General features: G+C 60.7%; 17 protein-coding genes and 1 tRNA gene. 11 read left to right on the top strand and 7 right to left on the bottom strand.

What is annotated here, in order from left to right:
• Positions 1–4 precede the first annotated feature (4 nt).
• The 10 genes from WH299_RS07990 (at position 5) to pqqE (ending at position 9,032) form a co-directional block, all read left to right on the top strand.
• Positions 5–81 (top strand) — tRNA-Ile (locus tag WH299_RS07990).
• Positions 82–169: 88 nt separating this feature from the next.
• Positions 170–616 carry an Lrp/AsnC family transcriptional regulator gene (locus WH299_RS07985; protein ID WP_122729444.1) on the top strand — a complete coding sequence of 149 codons (447 nt, stop codon included), beginning with the start codon at positions 170–172 and terminating at the stop codon, positions 614–616.
• A 145-nt stretch (positions 617–761) separates the two neighbouring features.
• Positions 762–2,465, top strand: coding sequence for a flavin monoamine oxidase family protein (locus tag WH299_RS07980; protein ID WP_028618176.1), 1,704 nt, complete (start codon positions 762–764; stop codon positions 2,463–2,465).
• Positions 2,466–2,475: 10 nt separating this feature from the next.
• Positions 2,476–3,270: a carbon-nitrogen hydrolase family protein gene (locus WH299_RS07975; protein ID WP_339549997.1), complete on the top strand. Its 795-nt coding sequence runs from the start codon at positions 2,476–2,478 to the stop codon at positions 3,268–3,270.
• Between the two features lie 48 nt (positions 3,271–3,318).
• Positions 3,319–5,661 carry a pyrroloquinoline quinone biosynthesis protein PqqF gene (gene pqqF, locus WH299_RS07970; RefSeq protein WP_339549996.1) on the top strand — a complete coding sequence of 781 codons (2,343 nt, stop codon included), beginning with the start codon at positions 3,319–3,321 and terminating at the stop codon, positions 5,659–5,661.
• A 159-nt stretch (positions 5,662–5,820) separates the two neighbouring features.
• Positions 5,821–5,895, top strand: a complete 75-nt coding sequence (gene pqqA, locus WH299_RS07965) for a pyrroloquinoline quinone precursor peptide PqqA (RefSeq protein WP_003194766.1) — start codon at positions 5,821–5,823, stop codon at positions 5,893–5,895.
• Positions 5,896–5,961: 66 nt separating this feature from the next.
• Entirely contained in the window at positions 5,962–6,873 is a 912-nt protein-coding gene (gene pqqB / locus WH299_RS07960) for a pyrroloquinoline quinone biosynthesis protein PqqB (protein ID WP_028618179.1), read from the top strand.
• Positions 6,874–6,884: 11 nt separating this feature from the next.
• Complete coding sequence (pqqC, locus tag WH299_RS07955; protein ID WP_339549995.1) at positions 6,885–7,637, top strand: pyrroloquinoline-quinone synthase PqqC; 753 nt, start codon at positions 6,885–6,887, stop codon at positions 7,635–7,637.
• Entirely contained in the window at positions 7,634–7,909 is a 276-nt protein-coding gene (gene pqqD / locus WH299_RS07950; protein ID WP_028618181.1) for a pyrroloquinoline quinone biosynthesis peptide chaperone PqqD, read from the top strand. The genes pqqC and pqqD overlap by 4 nt, the downstream gene beginning before the upstream one ends.
• On the top strand, positions 7,902–9,032 hold the full coding sequence (gene pqqE, locus WH299_RS07945) for a pyrroloquinoline quinone biosynthesis protein PqqE (protein ID WP_050587907.1): 1,131 nt from the start codon (positions 7,902–7,904) through the stop codon (positions 9,030–9,032). Before pqqD ends, pqqE begins: the two co-directional genes overlap by 8 nt.
• Positions 9,033–9,037: 5 nt before the next feature.
• On the opposite strand, the gene WH299_RS07940 is transcribed toward pqqE, so the two are convergent.
• Both WH299_RS07940 and WH299_RS07935 read right to left on the bottom strand, forming a co-directional pair.
• A complete protein-coding gene (locus tag WH299_RS07940; protein WP_010207008.1) occupies positions 9,038–9,196 on the bottom strand; it encodes a YqaE/Pmp3 family membrane protein in 159 nt (52 codons plus the stop codon).
• A gap of 184 nt (positions 9,197–9,380) precedes the next feature.
• Positions 9,381–10,643, bottom strand: coding sequence for an aspartate aminotransferase family protein (locus WH299_RS07935; protein WP_126569558.1), 1,263 nt, complete (start codon positions 10,641–10,643; stop codon positions 9,381–9,383).
• A 209-nt stretch (positions 10,644–10,852) separates the two neighbouring features.
• On the opposite strand from WH299_RS07935, the gene WH299_RS07930 reads away from it, so the two are divergent.
• The gene (locus tag WH299_RS07930) at positions 10,853–11,752 is read left to right on the top strand and encodes a LysR family transcriptional regulator (protein WP_016977852.1); all 900 of its coding nucleotides are present in this window, start codon (positions 10,853–10,855) and stop codon (positions 11,750–11,752) included.
• 241 nt (positions 11,753–11,993) lie between these two features.
• Here the strand turns inward: WH299_RS07930 and WH299_RS07925 are convergent, their stop codons facing one another.
• From WH299_RS07925 to WH299_RS07905, 5 genes are all read right to left on the bottom strand, one after another.
• The gene (locus WH299_RS07925) at positions 11,994–13,772 is read right to left on the bottom strand and encodes an acyl-CoA dehydrogenase C-terminal domain-containing protein (protein WP_122729453.1); all 1,779 of its coding nucleotides are present in this window, start codon (positions 13,770–13,772) and stop codon (positions 11,994–11,996) included.
• Positions 13,773–13,892: 120 nt separating this feature from the next.
• Positions 13,893–15,665, bottom strand: coding sequence for an acyl-CoA dehydrogenase C-terminal domain-containing protein (locus tag WH299_RS07920; protein ID WP_339549994.1), 1,773 nt, complete (start codon positions 15,663–15,665; stop codon positions 13,893–13,895).
• Between the two features lie 90 nt (positions 15,666–15,755).
• On the bottom strand, positions 15,756–17,045 hold the full coding sequence (locus WH299_RS07915) for a GGDEF domain-containing protein (protein WP_068936293.1): 1,290 nt from the start codon (positions 17,043–17,045) through the stop codon (positions 15,756–15,758).
• A 208-nt stretch (positions 17,046–17,253) separates the two neighbouring features.
• Positions 17,254–19,059, bottom strand: a complete 1,806-nt coding sequence (locus WH299_RS07910; RefSeq protein WP_016977848.1) for a phenylacyl-CoA dehydrogenase — start codon at positions 19,057–19,059, stop codon at positions 17,254–17,256.
• Positions 19,060–19,387: 328 nt separating this feature from the next.
• Positions 19,388–19,669, bottom strand: coding sequence for a pyrroloquinoline quinone biosynthesis protein PqqE (locus tag WH299_RS07905; RefSeq protein ID WP_122729457.1), 282 nt, complete (start codon positions 19,667–19,669; stop codon positions 19,388–19,390).
• Between the last annotated feature and the right edge of the window lie 61 nt (positions 19,670–19,730).

Below are 19,730 nucleotides of genomic sequence, written 5' to 3'. Positions count from 1 at the left end.
CTGAGGGCCTATAGCTCAGTTGGTCAGAGCAGAGGACTCATAATCCTTTGGTCCACGGTTCAAGTCCGTGTGGGCCCACCAAACAAGAAAGCCGCGCATTGCGCGGCTTTTGTGTGTCTGGAAGCCTGTAATATGCTTCCCGCCCCCGCCCATACTCTGGAGCCCCCCCTTGTCCGCCCTAGATGAAATCGACCGCCAACTGATCGCCGCCCTGCAGCTCAACGCCCGCGAAAGCGTGGCCATGCTCGCCCGGCAGCTGGGCATCGCGCGCACTACCGTGACGTCGCGCCTGGCGCGCCTGGAGAAAACCCAGGTGATCACCGGTTATGGCGTGCGCCTCGGGCAGCGGGTGGTCGATGGTGGTTTGCAGGCTTATGTGGGCATCACCGTACAAGCGCGCTCGGGCAAAGAGGTGTTGCGCCGGTTGAGTGCCATGGCCCAGGTGCAGCAGTTGTGCGCGGTGAGTGGCGAGTTCGATTACGTCGCGTGGCTGCGCACCGATTCGCCGGAACAGTTGGACCAATTGCTCGATCAGATTGGCAGCGTCGACGGCGTGGAGAAAACCACCACTTCGATCATCCTCAGTAACAAATTGGATCGCGGACAACCAATCTGATCACCGCCCTCGTCACTCTGACTAAAAACAGAGCAATTTGACGACACTTTGCGTCTTATTAACGAACGCTACGCTCTCTAAACTGGCTGCCATCTTTTCCTATACTCAGCGGGTCACGCCCGCCTAGTCGCCAGTAAGGTCAGCCATGAGCATTCCGTCCAGCACCCTCAGCAAGACCAATCGCCACCCCGCCGACGGTAAGAAGCCCATCACCATCTTTGGCCCGGACTTCCCGTTCGCCTTCGATGACTGGATTGAACACCCGGCCGGCCTGGGTAGTATTCCTGCGGCCAACCACGGTGCCGAAGTGGCGATCGTCGGCGCCGGGATCGCGGGCCTGGTGGCCGCCTACGAGCTGATGAAACTGGGCCTCAAGCCGGTGGTGTACGAAGCCTCGAAAATGGGCGGACGCCTGCGTTCCCAAGCCTTCGAAGGTGCCGAAGGCATCATTGCCGAGCTGGGTGGCATGCGCTTTCCAGTGTCGTCCACCGCGTTCTACCACTACGTGGACAAGCTCGGACTGGAAACCAAACCCTTCCCCAACCCACTGACCCCGGCGTCCGGCAGCACGGTCATCGACCTTGAAGGCCAGACCCACTACGCGCAAAAACTCTCTGACTTGCCGGTGCTGTTCCAGGAAGTGGCCGACGCCTGGGCTGATGCCCTGGAAGCCGGTTCGCAGTTCGGTGATATCCAGCAAGCCATCCGCGACCGTGACGTGCCGCGCCTCAAGGAGCTGTGGAACAAGCTCGTGCCGCTGTGGGATGACCGCACCTTCTACGACTTCGTCGCCACCTCCAAGGCATTTGCCAAATTGTCCTTCCATCACCGCGAAGTGTTTGGCCAGGTCGGTTTCGGCACTGGCGGCTGGGACTCGGACTTCCCCAACTCCATGCTGGAAATCTTCCGTGTGGTGATGACCAACTGCGATGACCACCAACATCTGGTGGTCGGCGGCGTGGCTCAGGTGCCGATGGGTATCTGGCGTCATGTGCCGGAGCGCTGCGCCCACTGGCCGGCCGGCACCAGCCTGAGTTCGCTGCATCGCGGAGCGCCAAGGGCCGGGGTGAAGCGCATCGCCCATGCCGCCGATGGCCGTTTCGCCGTCACCGACAACTATGGCGACACCCGCGAATACGCCGCGGTGCTGACCACCTGCCAAAGCTGGCTGCTGACCACCCAGATCGAATGCGACGAAACCCTGTTCTCGCAAAAAATGTGGATGGCCCTGGACCGCACGCGCTACATGCAATCGTCGAAAACCTTCGTGATGGTCGACCGGCCATTCTGGAAAGACAAAGACCCAGAGACCGGCCGCGACCTGATGAGCATGACCCTCACCGACCGCCTGACCCGTGGCACCTACCTGTTCGATAACGGCGACGACAAGCCGGGAGTAATCTGCTTGTCGTACTCGTGGATGAGCGACGCGCTTAAAATGCTGCCGCAGCCCATCGATAAGCGTGTGAAGCTGGCCCTCGACGCCCTGAAAAAGATCTACCCGAAAGTCGATATCAAGGCGCGCATCATCGGCGACCCGATCACCGTGTCATGGGAAGCCGACCCGCATTTCCTCGGGGCCTTCAAGGGCGCGCTGCCCGGCCACTATCGCTACAACCAGCGCATGTATGCGCACTTTATGCAGAAGGACATGCCCGCCGAACAACGTGGGATTTTCATTGCCGGTGATGATGTGTCCTGGACCCCAGCCTGGGTCGAAGGCGCGGTGCAGACCTCGCTGAACGCGGTGTGGGGCATCATGACCCACTTCGGTGGCAGCACTCACCCGGAGAACCCAGGGCCGGGTGACGTATTCGATGAAATCGGGCCGATCGCCCTGGCCGATTAAGGAGTTGAACATGCGCGTCGCCCTGTACCAATGCCCACCGCTACCGTTGGATGTGGCCGGTAACCTCCAGCGCCTGCACGCTTTGGCGCATGAGGCCTCCAGTGCCGATGTGCTGGTGCTGCCGGAGATGTTCCTCACCGGCTACAACATCGGCGCCGAGGCGGTTGGCGCCTTGGCCGAGGCGCAGGATGGTCCGTCGGCACAGGCGATCGCCGAACTGGCCAAAGGCGCCGGGCTGGCGATTCTCTACGGCTACCCGGAACGGGCCGAGGATGGCCAGATCTACAACGCCGTGCAGTTGATCAACGCCCACGGCCAGCGCATGTGCAACTACCGCAAGACGCACCTGTTTGGTGATCTGGACCATTCGATGTTCAGCGCCGGCGACGATGATTTCCCACTGGTGGAGCTCAACGGCTGGAAGCTGGGTTTCCTGATCTGTTACGACCTGGAGTTCCCGGAAAACACCCGGCGCCTGGCCCTGGCCGGTGCCGAGCTGATCTTGGTGCCCACCGCCAACATGGTGCCATTTGACTTTGTCGCCGACGTCACCGTGCGGGCACGGGCCTTTGAAAACCAATGTTATGTGGCCTACGCCAACTATTGCGGGCACGAAGGCGAGATCCAGTACTGCGGGCAAAGCAGCATCGCCGCGCCGAATGGCCAGCGCATTGCCCAGGCGGGCCTGGATGAAGCCTTGATCGTCGGGGAGCTGGATCGTCAGTCGATCCTGGATGCCCGTGCCGCCAATCACTACTTGCAGGACCGTCGCCCCGAGCTGTATGGCGCGCTGCACAAGCCCTGATCCAGCCGGTTTGTTAGCATAGGCCTATTCTACGTTTCGGAACTGCCCATGCCTGCGCCGGCCCACCCTCATCACCGTCACCTGACCCTCGCCAATGGCTTGCGGGTTTCCTTGCAACATGCGCTACGTCTGAAACGTTGCGCCGCCGTTTTGCGCGTAGGCGCAGGCAGCCACGATGTGCCGCTGGCGTGGCCAGGGTTGGCGCATTTCCTAGAGCATTTGCTGTTCCTGGGCACCGAGCGTTTTCCCACGAACGATGGGCTGATGGCCTACGTGCAACGTCATGGCGGCCAGGTCAATGCCAGCACCCGTGAGCGCACCACGGATTTTTTCTTTGAATTGCCGGACGCAATGTCTGCCGGCGGTTTGGAGCGCTTGGGCGACATGCTGACCCACCCACGCCTGGCCCTGGAGGATCAACTGCGCGAGCGCGAAGTGCTGCACGCCGAGTATGTCGCCTGGGCCCAGGATGCCAGGGCACAGCAGCAGGTCGCGTTGCTGGAGGGGCTTGCGGCTGACCACCCGCTGCGGGGTTTTCATGCGGGTAACCGCGATAGCCTACCGGTGGAGCGTGAGGCATTTCAGCGGGCGTTGAGTGAATTCCACGCGCAGTTCTATCAGAGCGGGCAGATGACATTGAGCCTGGCGGGCCCGCAATCACTGGAAGAACTGGAAACCTTGGCGCAACGATTCAGTGAACAGCTGAGTTCTGGACCTCTGCGCCCACAATCCGCCCCGCCGGCATTAATGCAGGGTGATGCGCAGAGCTATCAGCACATCACCCTGCATCACCTGCACCACGTCATGACCTGTGATGCGCCACGCAAAGCACTTGAGTTTCTCTGCACCTGGCTCAACGCCTCGGGACCCGGCGGGTTGCTGGCTGAACTGAAAGCGCGGCAACTGGCGAGTGCACTGCAGGCGTCAGTGATTTATCAGTTCGCCGGGCAAGCCGTGTTGGATATCGACTTCACCATTCAAGGTGAATCAGCCACGCAGATCGAGGCGTTGCTGCACGACTGGCTGAGCTTTTTCGCACACAGCGACTGGACTTCATTGCGTGAAGAGTTCGCGCTGCTGGCCGCTCGTCAACAGCAGGTCCAAGGCGCCCTTGCGTTGGCCCGGAACGACAGCCAAGACCTATCGGAACAGGACGTTGTCGCCCTCAAGGCCATGCTTGATTCGCTGCACCTGCCAGAATCCACACACACTTGGCAGTTGCCGCCGAACAACCCGTTCCTGCGCCCACCGGCCAAGGAAGAACGCGCCGGCCTAATTCGCGGCCAGACCAGCGCTCACCGTGGCTTGCGCACCTTTGCCCAGGATCGCTCCCGTGGACGTAGGGAAGTGTCGGCGCTGACCTTCAGTCAGGCATTGGCAGGCGATGGCGATGAAGGCGCGCTGTATCTGCAATGGCAATCAGCCCCTTCCGGCCTGGAAAACGCTTTGCAGCCGTTGCGCGAGCATGCCGGTCAGGCGGGCGTCGAATTGTCGTTCGAAAGCCTGGGCCAAGACTGGCGGGTGAAAATGATTGGGCTACTGGAGCCCATGCCAGCCGTGTTGGACGTGTTGGCAAAAGGCCTGAATGAACCGCAAGAGGCTCAACCCGACTCACCGCAGATGATTGCCATCCGTGAATTGCTCAAGGCGCTGCCCGCTTGCTGCAACGGCCACAATCCCGAATCGGCATCCTGGTCCACTGCGCGCTGGCAAGGCCTGGGACTGGGCTTCTCCGCAGCGCATGAAGCCGCGATCAAGTCCGCAGCGGCCCGCCTGCCAGGGCAACCCGCGAATCTCACTCAGCGCGTGCCGTCTCTCAGCGATCAACGTATCTGGCACGCGATAAAAACCGACTCTGACGAAGCCGCATTGCTGCTGTTTTGCCCAACGCCGAGTCAATCCCTGGCGGACGAAGCCGCTTGGCGACTGCTTGGCCATCTGATCCAAGGCCCGTTCTACCAGCGCCTGCGCGTTGAGCTGCAAATCGGCTACGCCGTGTTCAGCGGTATCCGACAGATCAATGGCCAGACCGGTCTGCTATTCGGCGTGCAATCCCCCAGCGTGTCGCTGGAAGTCCTCGTTGATCACCTGCAAGTATTCCTGAAACAACTACCGGCACTGATCGATAGCAGCGACGACTTGGGCAACACGGCTTTGGCGCAGCAATTCTCAGCACAGACACTGCCCAACGCCCAAGCCGCCGAATTGTTGTGGCACGCCCATCTGGCGGGCCACTCGTCGGGTTACTTGGTTGACCTTCAATCCCACATCCAAACCTGCACCCGCGAAGCAGTGCAGCTTGCCGCCCAGCAACTGAACGACGCCGCAGGCGGCTGGCGTTGCGTGGCCAACGGCCCGCGCCTCTCGGATGCCTGGCAAGCAGCAGACTGATCATTGCCGCCGCTGCAAAAGCCTTTTTCCACCAAGACAGCGCTAACTTGAAAAGAATTGCGTAACATTCCTACGCACACATCTGAACATCTCCGACTGGAGGTGGACTATATGTATTACTTGGTAGTAAACGTCCCATCCCTTCGTAGGAGTAAGAATATGACCTGGTCCAAACCTGCTTACACTGATCTGCGCATCGGTTTCGAAGTCACCATGTACTTCGCCAGCCGTTAATCCGCTGGGTAATACAACGCCTCGGTTCGCCCGGGGCGTTTTTGTTTTGAGCTTGATGGAGCTGCCATGTTTGTCCAGATTCTAGGTTCCGCCGCCGGCGGTGGTTTCCCGCAGTGGAACTGCAACTGCGTGAACTGCGCGGGTTTTCGTGATGGCAGCCTACGGGCCCAGGCGCGCACCCAGTCGTCCATCGCGATCTCCGACGATGGCGTGAACTGGGTGCTGTGCAATGCCTCGCCGGATATCCGCGCGCAACTCCAGGGCTTTGCACCGATGCAACCCGGGCGCGCCCTGCGGGATACCGGCATCAGCGCGATCATCTTGATGGACAGCCAGATCGACCACACCACCGGCCTGTTGAGCCTGCGCGAAGGCTGCCCACACCAAGTGTGGTGCACCGACATGGTCCATGAAGACCTGAGCACCGGCTTCCCGTTGTTCACCATGCTCACCCACTGGAACGGCGGCCTGGCTTGGAACCGCATCGAGCTGGACGCCAGCTTCAGCATCCCGGCCTGCCCCAACCTGCGCTTTACCCCACTGCCACTGCGCAGTGCCGCGCCGCCCTACTCGCCGCACCGCTTCGACCCGCACCCCGGCGATAACATCGGCCTGATCGTCGAAGACCTGCGCACCGGCGGCAAACTCTTCTACGCGCCAGGCCTGGGGAAGGTCGACGCGCCGTTGCTGGAGATCATGGCCGGCAGCGACTGCCTACTGGTAGATGGCACGATGTGGGATGACGACGAAATGCAGCGCCGTGGCGTCGGCACCCGCACTGGCCGCGAGATGGGCCACCTGGCGCAAAACGGCCCCGGCGGCATGCTGGAAGTGCTGGAGCAATTGCCCAAGCAGCGCAAAGTACTTATCCACATCAACAACACCAACCCGATCCTCGATGAAGACTCCGCCGAGCGAGCGGAACTGGTGCGGCGCAATGTCGAAGTGGCTTACGACGGCATGAGCATTGAATTGTAGGAGCGATCGAAATGACTGACATGCCGTTGACCACCGTTGAATTCGAAGCCGCCCTGCGGGCCAAGGGCGCCTTCTACCATATCCATCACCCGTACCATGTGGCGATGTACGAAGGCCGCGCGACCCGCGAGCAGATCCAGGGCTGGGTTGCCAACCGGTTCTACTATCAGGTGAACATCCCCCTGAAAGACGCTGCGATCCTGGCCAATTGCCCGGACCGCGAGATCCGCCGCGAGTGGATCCAGCGCCTGCTCGACCACGACGGCGCCCCCGGTGAAGACGGCGGTATCGAAGCCTGGTTGCGCCTGGGCCAGGCCGTTGGCCTCGACCCGGACCAACTGCGCTCGCAGGAATTGGTACTGCCCGGCGTACGATTTGCGGTAGACGCCTACGTCAACTTCGCCCGTCGCGCCAGTTGGCAGGAAGCCGCCAGCAGTTCGCTGACTGAGCTGTTCGCGCCGCAAATCCACCAGTCGCGCCTCGACAGCTGGCCGCAGCATTACCCGTGGATCGACCCGGCCGGTTATGAATATTTCCGCACCCGCCTGGGCCAGGCCCGTCGCGATGTGGAACATGGTTTGGCGATCACCCTGCAGCACTACACCACCCGTGAAGGCCAGGAGCGCATGCTGGAAATTCTCCAGTTCAAACTGGATATTTTGTGGAGCATGCTGGATGCCATGAGCATGGCCTACGAACTCAAGCGTCCGCCGTATCACAGCGTGACCGAACAGCGGGTTTGGCATAAAGGGATCCCCCTATGAGCTTTGATCGCAGCAAGAAACCCACCTGGCGCCAGGGCTATCGCTATCAGTACGAACCCGCGCAAAAAGGCCATGTGTTGCTCTACCCCGAAGGCATGATCAAGCTCAACGACAGCGCTGCCCTGATCGGTGGTTTGATCGACGGCGAGCGCGACGTGTCGGCGATCATTGCCGAGCTGGATAAACAGTTCCCCGGCGTGCCAGAACTCGGTAAAGACATCGAGGATTTCATGGAGGTCGCCCGTGCAGAGCACTGGATTACCCTTGCCTGAAAAACCGCCGGTTGGCTTGCCGCTGTGGTTACTGGCCGAGCTGACCTACCGCTGCCCGTTGCAGTGCCCGTACTGCTCCAACCCGCTGGACTTTGCCGAGCAGGGCAAGGAACTGAGTACCGAGCAATGGTTCAAGGTGTTTCGCGAAGCCCGCGAGATGGGCGCGGCACAACTGGGGTTTTCCGGTGGTGAGCCGTTGGTGCGTCAGGATCTGGCCGAGCTGATCGCCGAGGCGCGCAGGCTGGGGTTCTACACCAACCTGATCACCTCCGGCATCGGCTTGACCGAGCAGAAGATCAGCGACTTCAAGAAAGCCGGCCTGGACCATATCCAGATCAGCTTCCAGGCCAGCGACGAACAGGTGAACAACCTGCTGGCCGGCTCGAAAAAAGCCTTCGCGCAAAAGCTGGAAATGGCCCGTGCCGTGAAGGCCCACGGCTACCCGATGGTGCTGAACTTCGTCACCCATCGGCACAATATCGACAAGATCGACCGCATCATCGAGCTGTGTATTGCGCTGGAAGCGGACTTCGTCGAGCTCGCCACCTGCCAGTTCTACGGCTGGGCCCAACTCAATCGCGTCGGGCTGTTGCCGACCCAGGCACAACTGGTGCGTGCCGAGCGCATCACCAACGAATACCGCGCCAAGCTGGAAGCCGAAGGTCACCCGTGCAAGCTGATCTTCGTCACACCGGATTACTACGAAGAACGCCCGAAAGCCTGCATGAACGGCTGGGGCAGTATCTTTCTGACCGTGACACCGGACGGCACCGCCCTGCCCTGTCACGGCGCCCGACAGATGCCGGTGCAATTTCCCAATGTGCGCGACCACAGCATGCAGCACATCTGGTACGACTCGTTCGGCTTCAACCGCTTTCGCGGCTACGACTGGATGCCCGAGCCATGCCGGTCATGCGATGAAAAGGAAAAGGATTTCGGCGGCTGCCGATGCCAGGCCTTCATGCTCACGGGGGACGCGAGCAATGCCGACCCGGTATGCAGCAAGTCCGAGCAGCACGGCATCATCCTGCAAGCGCGGGAAGAAGCCGAACACGCCACCCAGACCATCGAGCAGTTGGCCTTTCGCAACGAGCGCAACTCACGGCTCATCGCAAAAGGCTGACGGCCTCAGCGCTTGGCGATGATGTACACGGCGTGAATGATGCCCGGGAAGTACCCGCACAAGGTCAGCAGGATGTTCAGCCAGAATGCCCCGGCGAAACCCACTTGCAGGAACACACCCAGTGGCGGCAGCAGAATAGCGATGATGATACGAATGATATCCAAGGGTTCAGCTCCAGAAAATCGGCTCGTGTGAGCCGTGTAGCTAATCGACCTTGGGCGTTCGTGAGGGTTCAGTGGGATCTGGCGTTGGGCCATCCATCATTGCACAGGCAAAAAAACGCCCCCAGCCAAAAGAATCAGGCCGGAGGCGCCGCGTAGACCGCGAGACGGTTCAGAAATAAGGGGGTTAAACGGCGATACCCTTGCGGCATTGCAGTTGGGCGGTACGCACGCGGGAGAAGGCGCGGGCCAGGCGCAGGAGCATTTCGTCGATGTTGCTTTTGCTCACGGTCAGGGCCGGGGTGAAGCGCAGGCAGTTGGGTTGCGGAGCTTGGAGGATCAGGCCTTCGTGCAGCGCCGCTTTTACAACAGCATCCGCAGAATCATCCGACAACGTCAGGCCCCACATCAGGCCATGGCCACGCAATTGACCATGGTCGTAGCGGTAGGCCAGGCGGGCAAGACCTTCGCCCAGGTACAGGCCGGTCTCACGCACGTGATCCATAAAGCCGTGCTCCAGCACGGAGTCGAGTACTGCCAGCCCGGCCGAAGCCATCAGCGCATTACCGTGGTGAGTACCTTCCAACTCGCCCACGTCGAAGCAACAGGCTTTGCCCCGTGCCAGCAGCGCTGCGAGGGGCACCCCGCCGCCCAGGCCTTTGCCGAGGGTGATGATGTCGGCCCGTACGCCGTATTGCTGCTCGGCGAGCAAGGTGCCGCAACGGCCCATACCGGTTTGTACTTCGTCGAGAATCAGTAGGATCCCCAGTTCACGGCACAAACGCTCAACGCCTTTGAGGTAATGCTCGGTCGCAGGGATGACGCCCGCTTCGCCCTGGATCGGTTCGAGCAGGATGGCGACGGTTTGCGCATCGACTGCCGCATGCAGGGCCGGCAGGTCATTAAAAGGCACATGGCTGAAACCGGGCAACTGCGGTTCAAAACGATTTTCCGGGCCACCCGCCGAAGCCGACATCGCGGCAAAACTGCGGCCATGGCAACCGGCACTGGCACTGATGATGCGATAGGCACCCCCGCGATGCAGCTGGCCCCATTTGCGCGCCAACTTGATCGCCGCTTCAACGGCTTCCGCGCCGGTGTTGAGCAGGTACGCCTGATCGCTGCCGGTGCGATGGCACAGGCGCTCAGCCAGGTTGAGTTGAACGCGGTTATGCAGGCCGTTGCCGGGGTTGATCAGCGCCTGGGTCTGGTCAGCCAGCGCCTTGATCAGCACCTGAGGGCTGTGGCCGAGGCTGTTGGCCGCGTTGCCCTGACTGAAATCCAGGTAGGCACGGTCGTCGCTGTCCCACAGCCAGGAACCCTGACCGCGTACGAAAACTTGCGGCGGGCGAGCGACGGAGGGCATCAGGGATTCGCTGGAAGACGTATCGCCGGGCGCCTCGATAATCAAATCGTCCAGGCTCGGCGCGGGGCGACGGAACAGATTCATAGCTCACCCCCAATAGCAACCGGACCTTGGTCGGTGCGACACGCCAATACTGCCTTGAGGTTTTTTGCCTTGCCTATGTAAACGCCATCAACATAAACGCTGTTCATTGCCCGATCCGGCCCTGTAAGCCCTGCGAATAGGCGCTAGACTAGGCTCCTCAGGGCTCAACAGCCATTTCGTTTTTCCAGCTTTTTCGATAAGTAAGTCTTATGGATTTCAAGCAACTGCGTTATTTCGTCGCGGTGTATGAGGAAGGCCACGTAGGTCGTGCCGCCGAGCGCCTGTCGATCTCCCAACCAGCGCTGTCCCAGCAGATCCGCCAGTTGGAACAGAACCTGGATGTGAGTCTGTTCGAGCGCAGCAGCAAGCGCCTGTTGCCAACACTGGCGGCGCACACGTTGTACAACCACGCGTTGCCGCTGATAGATGGGATGCAGCAAGCCGTTGAAGCCCTGCGCAACTTCAAGGGCCAGGCGATGCGCACCTTGGCCATCGGCGTGTTGCAAACCGTGCACACCAGCCTGGTGCCGCAGATGCTCGAGCGCGTGCGCAAGGCCCAGCCACATTTGGTGGTGCAGATCTACGAATTGACCGGACTTGAGATCGAGCGACGACTGCTCAACGGCTCGCTGGATATCGGCATAAGCTACTTGCCGCCACGCCAGCCGGGGCTGCACGGCGTGTTGCTGTACGAAGATGAGCTGAAAGTCGTCATCCCCGAAGACCATCCCCTGCGGGAATTCAAGAAAGTCTCGCTGAAGCAGGCGGCAGAGCTGCCGATGTTGCTGCTGGGGGAGGAGTTCCAGGTCCGGCAGATCTGGCAAGGACAGCTGTCCAACCTCGGAAGACGCCCGCAAGTACAGGCAGAGTTGAACACCATGGTGGGGATTCTCGACAGTCTGCCGCACACAAAACTGGCGACGGTGCTGCCGGGGCGCTCGCAGGACGAACACAACAGTCAGTCGCTGTTATGGAAACCCTTGAGTGAACCCAGAGTGCCGCTGAAAGTCGGCCTGGTGTGCCGCGATGTGCAACGCCAGCAAGCGACAGTGGCGTTGCTGCGCACTCTGCTGGAAGACGTGATGAATGCCCCGCAGGCACAGCCCTGAACTCAAGCAGGCTGACTTTTTCGCGGGCAAAAGAAAACCCCGCCGAAGCGGGGCTTTGCAGACTGTTTCCCTGACATCCATTTCACTCCGCCGTCCTGGCAGAATCCTACGTGTCCGTGTTGTTGCTTTGCGCTTCCTGCGCGACGTCCATGTGAAGTAGATTATCCGTGGATCCAATATGGCGATAGAGGACGATTAGCAGCACGTCATGTAAGAGAATGCTTACACGCCCTCAAAGCCCTTAGAACAGGGCCTCATCCAGCAAGAACAGCGATTCGCTACCGGATTTTACCGACGCACTCAGCGAGTGAATGCGTGGCAACAAGCGCGCAAAGTAGAAGCGTGCAGTGCCTAGCTTGCTTGCGTAGAAGTCTTCTTCAGATTCCTTGCCCAACGCGGCCTTGGCCATGCGTGCCCACATGTACGCGTAGGCCATGTAGCCGAAGGCGTGCAAGTACTCCACCGACGCCGCGCCGATTTCATTCGGGTTGGTCTTGGCGCGGTCCAGTACCCAGGCGGTCAGCTCATCCAGGCTATCCACCGCCGCGCCCAGCGGTTTGGTGAACTCACTCAGCTCGGCACCCGCCGAGGCAATGAACGCGCGGATCTCATCGGCAAACAAGGTGTAGAACGCCCCACCACTGCCGACGATCTTGCGCCCCATCAAGTCCAGCGCCTGGATGCCGTTGGTGCCTTCGTAGATCTGGGTGATGCGCACATCCCGCACCAGTTGCTCCTGGCCCCACTCGCGAATGTAGCCATGGCCGCCGAACACTTGTTGGCCGAGCACGGTGGTTTCCAGGCCCAGGTCGCTCAAGAACGCCTTGGCTACTGGGGTCAATAACGCAACCAGGTTATCGGCGCGCTCACGGGCTGCGGCATCATCGCTGAACTTGGCGATGTCCAGTTGCGTCGCCACATAGGTGGAGAACGCACGGCCACCTTCGTTCGCGGCCTTCATGGTCAACAGCATGCGGCGCACGTCGGGGTGCACGATGATCGGGTCGGCCACTTTGTCTTTATGCTGTGCGCCGGTCGGTGCACGGCTTTGCACGCGGTCGCGCGCATATTCAATGGCGTTCTGGTAGGAACGCTCGCCCGACGCCAGGCCCTGAATGCCCACACCCAGGCGCTCGTAGTTCATCATGGTGAACATCGCCGCCAAGCCACGGTTCGGCTCACCCACCAGGTAGCCCACGGCTTCGTCGAAGTTCATCACGCAGGTCGCCGACGCCTGGATCCCCATCTTGTGCTCGATGGAACCGCAGCTCACGGTGTTGCGCGAGCCCAGGCTGCCGTCGGCATTGACCATGAATTTCGGCACCAGGAACAGCGAGATGCCCTTGGGACCGGCCGGTGCGTCCGGCAGCTTGGCCAGCACCAGGTGGATGATGTTGTCGGTGAGGTCGTGTTCACCCCCGGTGATAAAGATTTTGGTACCGCTGACCGTGTAGGAACCGTCTGCCTGCGGCTCGGCCTTGGTGCGGATAATCCCCAGGTCAGTACCGGCGTGGGCTTCGGTCAGGCACATGGAGCCGGCCCATTCACCGGAATACATCTTCGGCAAATAAGCGGCTTTCAGTTCTTCGCTGGCGTGGGTGTTGATCGACACGCAGGCGCCGGAGGTCAGCATCGGGTACAAACCAAACGCCAGGCTCGACGAGTTGATCATCTCTTCAACCTGGGCCGACACCGCCTTGGGCATACCCATGCCGCCGAACATCGGGTCACCACCTACCCCAACCCAGCCGCCTTCGGCATAGGTTTTGTAGGCCTGTGGAAAACCGTCCGGCGTGAACACCGCGGTGTTGTCCCAGCGGCAACCCTGCTCATCGCCACCGCGGCTGAGCGGGGCGATGGATTTGGCGGTGACCTTGCCGGCTTCTTCGAGGATGGCCTCTACGGTTTCGGCGTCAACGGTGTCTGCCAATGCCGGCAATTGGGCCCAAGTGGTGGCGACCTCAAAGACTTCGTTGAGGACGAAGCGCATATCACGCAGCGGCGCTTTGTAATCAGCCATGGCAAACCTCGTGAGAACGTGAAAAGTAATTCGGTAAGAGTCGGTTTTACAGGCTCAGAGTGTACCCGAACAACTTTTCAGACACATAGGGTCCACTTGTGACTGATCGGTATTTTTAAGTCACTGCAGCGCAAATGCCTCCGCAGGCAGACTCATCAGGCATTCGCTGCCCGCTTCCACCCCAGCACGGTGGGTGGCGGTACGTGGTAGCAGGCGCTTGAAATAGAAGTCGCAGGTCGCGAGCTTGGCCTTGGAGAAATCCGAGTCCGGTTGCTCAAGGGCAGCCATCGCCATACGCAGCCACAGGTAGGCAAGGATCACGTAGCCGCTGTACATCAAGTAATCCACGGCCGCCGCACCGACTTCATCGGGGTTCTTCATCGCGGCCATGCCGACTTTAGTGGTCAGTTCGCCCCACTCTCCGTTCAGCTGGCTGAGCTGCGCCACATAGGCCATGAGCTGCGGGTGCTCGGCATTAGCCGCGCAGAACTTATGCACGATCTTGGTAAACCTACGCAGCAACTTGCCCTGGCTGCCCAGCACCTTGCGCCCCAGCAGGTCGAGGGCCTGAATGCCGTTGGTGCCTTCATAGATCGGCGCAATCCGTGCGTCGCGGGCCAGTTGTTCCATGCCCCATTCGCGGATGTAGCCGTGGCCGCCGAAGATCTGCATGCCGTGGTTGGTCACCTCAAGGCCGGTGTCGGTCATGAAGGCTTTGCAGATGGGTGTGAGGAACGCCAGCAGGTCTTCGGCGTCCTGACGCTGGGTGGCGTCGCGGCTCAGGTGCGCGGTGTCGAGCAACTGTGCGGTGAAGTAGGTCAGTGCGCGGTTGCCTTCGTTGAAGGCCTTCATGGTCAGCAGCATGCGGCGCACGTCGGGGTGCACGATAATCGGGTCGGCGGCTTTATCCGGAGCCTTGGCGCCGGTCAACGAGCGCATCTGCAGGCGGTCGTTGGCGTATTTGATCGCGCCCTGGAAGCTCGCTTCGCCGTTGCACAAGCCCTGCATGCCGGTCCCCAGGCGCGCGTGATTCATCATGGTGAACATGCAGTTGAGGCCTTTGTTCGCCTCACCGATCAGAAAACCCTTGGCGCCGTCGAAGTTCAACACGCAGGTAGCAGAGCCCTTGATGCCCATCTTATGCTCGATGGAGCCGCAGTGCACCGCGTTACGCTCGCCCGAATCCGCATGGAACTTGGGCACGATAAACAGCGAGATACCCTTGGTGCCCGCCGGTGCGTCCGGCAGTTTGGCCAGCACCAGGTGGATAATGTTGGCGCTCATGTCGTGCTCGCCGGCCGAGATGAAGATCTTGCTGCCGGTGACCGCATAGCTGCCATCCGCCTGGGGCACGGCGCGGGTCTTGATCAGCCCCAGGTCGGTGCCGCAATGGGCTTCGGTGAGGCACATGGTGCCGGTCCATTCGCCGGCGGTGAGTTTGGTGAGGAACGTGTCTTTCTGCTCGGCGGTGCCGTGGGCGTGGATCGCCGACATCGCGCCGTGGGTCAGTCCTGGGTACATGCCCCAGGACGTGTTGCTGGAGCCGATCATCTCGCTAAGCACCAGGCCCAGCGACGACGGCAGGCCCTGGCCGCCGTAGGCCGGGTCTGCCGCCACGCCGTGCCAGCCGCCTTCCACGTACTGGGCGAAGGCTTCCTTGAAACCCTTGGGCGTAGTGACCACGCCGTTGTCAAAATGACAGCCTTCTTCGTCGCCGCTACGGTTGAGCGGTGCGAGGACGTTTTCGCAGAATTTGGCGCCTTCCTCGAGAATCGCGCTGACCATGTCCGGGCTGGCATCGGTGGCGCCCAAGGCGGCGTAATGGCCGTGGAAATCAAACACGTTGTCGATCAGAAAACGCATGTCGCGAAGGGGAGCTTTGTAGTCAGGCATGGCAATGTCTCCGTCAGCAGATGGCTTCAACCTACTGCCGGGCATTGCCTCGGACAATCACTGTAGCGCTGCTGAATACAGCGCCATTACTCAACCGGCAGCGCTCTCCATGCGCACCGCGCCACGTCGGGTTTGCCCGGCCGCGACCACGCAGTTACGCCCGGCGCCTTTGGCGGCATACAGCGCCTGGTCGGCGGATTTGAGCACTTCTTCCGGCGTGCGCTGCTCAGCCTGGCGCTCGGCCACGCCGATGCTGATCGTCACCGAGACACTCGAAGCGCCACTGCCCGCTCGGCGCTGACGGCCCTGGTGATCGTCCTGAGGACGGTCCGAATTGCGCAGCTTGATATCGTAATCCGCAATGATCTCGCGGATTTCCTCCAGGTGCGGCAAGCACTCTTCGACCGTCTTGCCGGCAAACACCACGGCGAACTCTTCGCCACCGTAGCGATAAGCCCGCCCGCCGCCGTTGACCTTGGACAGCTTGCTCGCCACCAGTCGCAGCACCTGGTCACCGACATCATGACCGTGGGTGTCGTTGAAGCGCTTGAAGTGGTCAACGTCGCTCATCGCCAGCACGTAATTGCGCCCCAGCCGCTGCATGCGCTCGTTCAGTGCGCGGCGCCCTGGCAAGCCGGTGAGTTCATCGCGGAAGGCCATTTGATAAGCCTCGTGGGCCACGCCGGCAGCAATCATCAGCATCACCTGGCTGCACATGATGTTAAGGGTGAACGGCAAGATGAAGGTCTGCGGCAACATCCAGAATAGGCCCAGCAGGCCCACCAATTGCGCCGCGTGCAGCGGGCGCGGCTGGTACCAGTACTGTGCCGCCAGAGTCAGGAAACCGATCAGGAACATCGGATACGACAGCTGGATCAGGCTCATCCAACTGCCATGCAGCGCCGGCCAGCGAATCTCCGCCAACCAATTCAGCACGGCTTGGGGATAACTCTGCTCCAGCGCCAGCGCCACGCTGCCCACCGCCAACAGCACCGCGCCACGGGCGACGAAGTCGCGGAACAGGTGGGTCTTCTCTTGCCACAGGGCATAGATGCTGAACAACAACGGCAACAGCAAGCAGCACAGGTGAAACACCACGGCCGCGTCTTCGCGCACGCGGCCGTTGTCGCGATAGAAATCGGTCTGGGTATCCAGCAGGAAGTAGGCGATGTACACCGTGATCATCAGGAACAGCTCGCGCTGACGGCGATACACCGCGCAATACGAACCGCCGAGCAACAGCACCAGGGTCGGCAACACATTGAACAGCGACGTGAAGAAGACGTTGAGGTCCTTGACGTACGCAGCCGAGAGCCCGGCCAGCAAGAGCAGCAACGAAGGTAAAAAATGACTGAAACGTACAGCGGACACGCGCGACAAGGGTAAAACTCCGACCCGCAAAAAGATGATGGCACTGTGCCTTTATGCCGACAGTTAAGCACAACCTGGCACGCATGTATCACATTGCCATCACTGTAACGGCAGCCAGCGGTAATCCCTGAGCGCTTTACTGTGGTTTTTTATCGCCCACAAAAAAGCCGCCGCTCCCGTGAAGGAGCGGCGGCTCTTGAAGTGAACCCGGTAAGGCTTAGTAAGCCAGGCCGAAGTCTTCTTCTTTCATGTCCATCAGGTTGTTTGCGCCCGACAGCATGGTGGCTTTATGGGCCAGGGTACGCGGCAGGATGCGCTGGAAGTAGAAGCGTGCAGTCTGCAGCTTGGCGGTGTAGAACGCCTCTTCGGTGGTGCCGGCAGCCAGTTTTTCGGCAGCCAGGCGCGCCATGTCAGCCCAAAAGTAAGCCAGGCACGCGTAACCGGAGTACATCAGGTAGTCCACCGAGGCGGCACCCACTTCTTCGCGGTCTTTCATCGCGGCCATGCCGACCTTCATGGTCAACTCGCCCCACTCTTTGTTCAGCGCAGCCAGCGGAGCAACGAACTCTTTGACGGCTTCGTTACCTTCGTTGGCCTGGCAGAACTTGTGCACGATCTTGGTGAAGCCCTTGAGCGCTTCGCCTTGGGTCATCAGCACTTTACGGCCCAGCAGGTCGAGGGCCTGGATACCGGTGGTGCCTTCGTACAGCATCGAAATGCGGCTGTCGCGAACGTTCTGCTCCATGCCCCACTCGGCGATGAAGCCGTGGCCGCCGTAGATCTGCACACCGTGGTTGGCAGACTCGAAGCCAACTTCGGTCATGAACGCCTTGGCGATCGGAGTCATGAAGGCCAGCAGGCCGTCGGCCTGTTTCTTGGCTTCGTCGTCGGTGCCGTATTTGACGATGTCCACTTGCTTGGCGGTGAAGTACACCATCGCACGGTTGCCTTCGGCGAAGGCTTTCATGGTCAGCAGCATGCGGCGCACGTCAGGGTGAACGATGATCGGGTCGGCGGCTTTGTCCGGTGCTTTCGGGCCGGTCAGGGAGCGCATTTGCAGGCGATCGCGAGCGTACTTCAGGCCGCCCTGGAAGCCGATCTCGGCGTGGGACAAGCCTTGCAGCGCGGTGCCCAGGCGAGCGGTGTTCATAAAGGTGAACATGCAGTTCAGGCCTTTGTTCGCCGGGCCGATCAGGAAACCGGTGGCCGCGTCGAAGTTCATCACGCAGGTGGCGTTGCCGTGGATGCCCATCTTGTGTTCCAGGGAGCCACAGGTCACGGCATTGCGCGCGCCGATCGAACCGTCGGCGTTCGGCAGGAACTTCGGCACGATGAACAGCGAGATACCTTTGGTGCCAGCCGGTGCGTCCGGCAGGCGGGCCAGTACGATGTGGACGATGTTGTCGGCCATGTCGTGTTCACCGGCCGAGATGAAGATCTTGGTGCCGGAGACTTTGTAGGAACCGTCAGCCTGAGGCTCGGCCTTGGTGCGCAGCATGCCCAGGTCGGTGCCGCAGTGTGGCTCGGTCAGGCACATGGTGCCGGTCCATTCGCCCGACACCAGTTTGGTCAGGTAAGCCTCTTGCTGCTCGGGAGTACCGTGCTCGGAGATGGTGTTCATCGCACCGTGGGACAGGCCCGGGTACATGCCCCACGACCAGTTGGCGGCGCCGACCATTTCACTGACTGCCAGGCCCAGGGATTCCGGCAGGCCTTGGCCGCCGTGCTCCACGTCGTGGGCCAGACTTGGCCAGCCGCCTTCGACGAATTGCTTGTAGGCTTCTTTGAAACCGGTTGGGGTTTTAACGCCCGACTCACTCCAGGTGCAGCCTTCGATGTCACCCACGCGGTTCAGCGGTGCCAGCACTTGCTCACAAAACTTGGCGCCCTCTTCAAGGATGGCGTCAACCATGTCCGGGGTAGCGTCCTGGCAAGCCGGCAGGCTCTGATAGTGCGCTTCATAGCCAAGCAGTTCGTCACGAACGAAGCGAATATCACGCAAGGGGGCCTTATAGTCAGGCATAGCGATAAACCTCTGCTGATGTATCTGGAATGAACAACCGCGTGGAATTGTTGTGGCGGTCAAACAGGTGTTTGAAACATACGTTTACCACCTGGGGATGTCAAGCGTCGTCCGGATGCCGTTTGTCATGACATGAATCAAAGGCGCGCACGGCAACGTCTGCGGCGAGTTGCCACATGATTCAGGAGTGTAGGAGTTCGACAATACGACGGAGGACAAATGTGGGAGCTGGCTTGCCTGCGATACAGGCGCCGCGGTAGATCAGTAGGACCGAGTCGAGGCTATCGCAGGCAAGCCAGCTCCCACATATAGCGAGAGCCGGCCGGGATTAAGCGTAGGTATCGATCAAAGTGCCGAGCATTTCATCCGAAGCCTTGGCAACTTTAGCGCCGAGCTCGACTTGAAACTTGCCTTGGGCCATTTCGACCATGTTGCTGGCCGAGTTGGACGGCTGGGCGCGGTTGTTGGCTTGCAGTCGGTCGCTTTGCGCATCCGAGGGCTGGGTCGTCGCGGCGCTGGCAATTTTACCGGCGGCCTGGTCGACACGGTTTTGCCCGGTCTGAATGCTGCTCAGGCCCGAGTAAAACGCGCTGCTTCCAGAGATTTCCATGGCGTAAGCCTGCCTTTAGAGAATCGTGAACCGTGATTGAAGCAGAGTCGCCCGCAAAATG

Origin of the sequence: Pseudomonas sp. MYb541 (assembly GCF_037479595.1) — a bacterium.
Lineage (GTDB): Bacteria > Pseudomonadota > Gammaproteobacteria > Pseudomonadales > Pseudomonadaceae > Aquipseudomonas > Aquipseudomonas canadensis.
The sequence above is the reverse complement of the archived record's forward strand: the minus strand, read 5'-3'. Positions and strand labels throughout refer to the sequence as shown.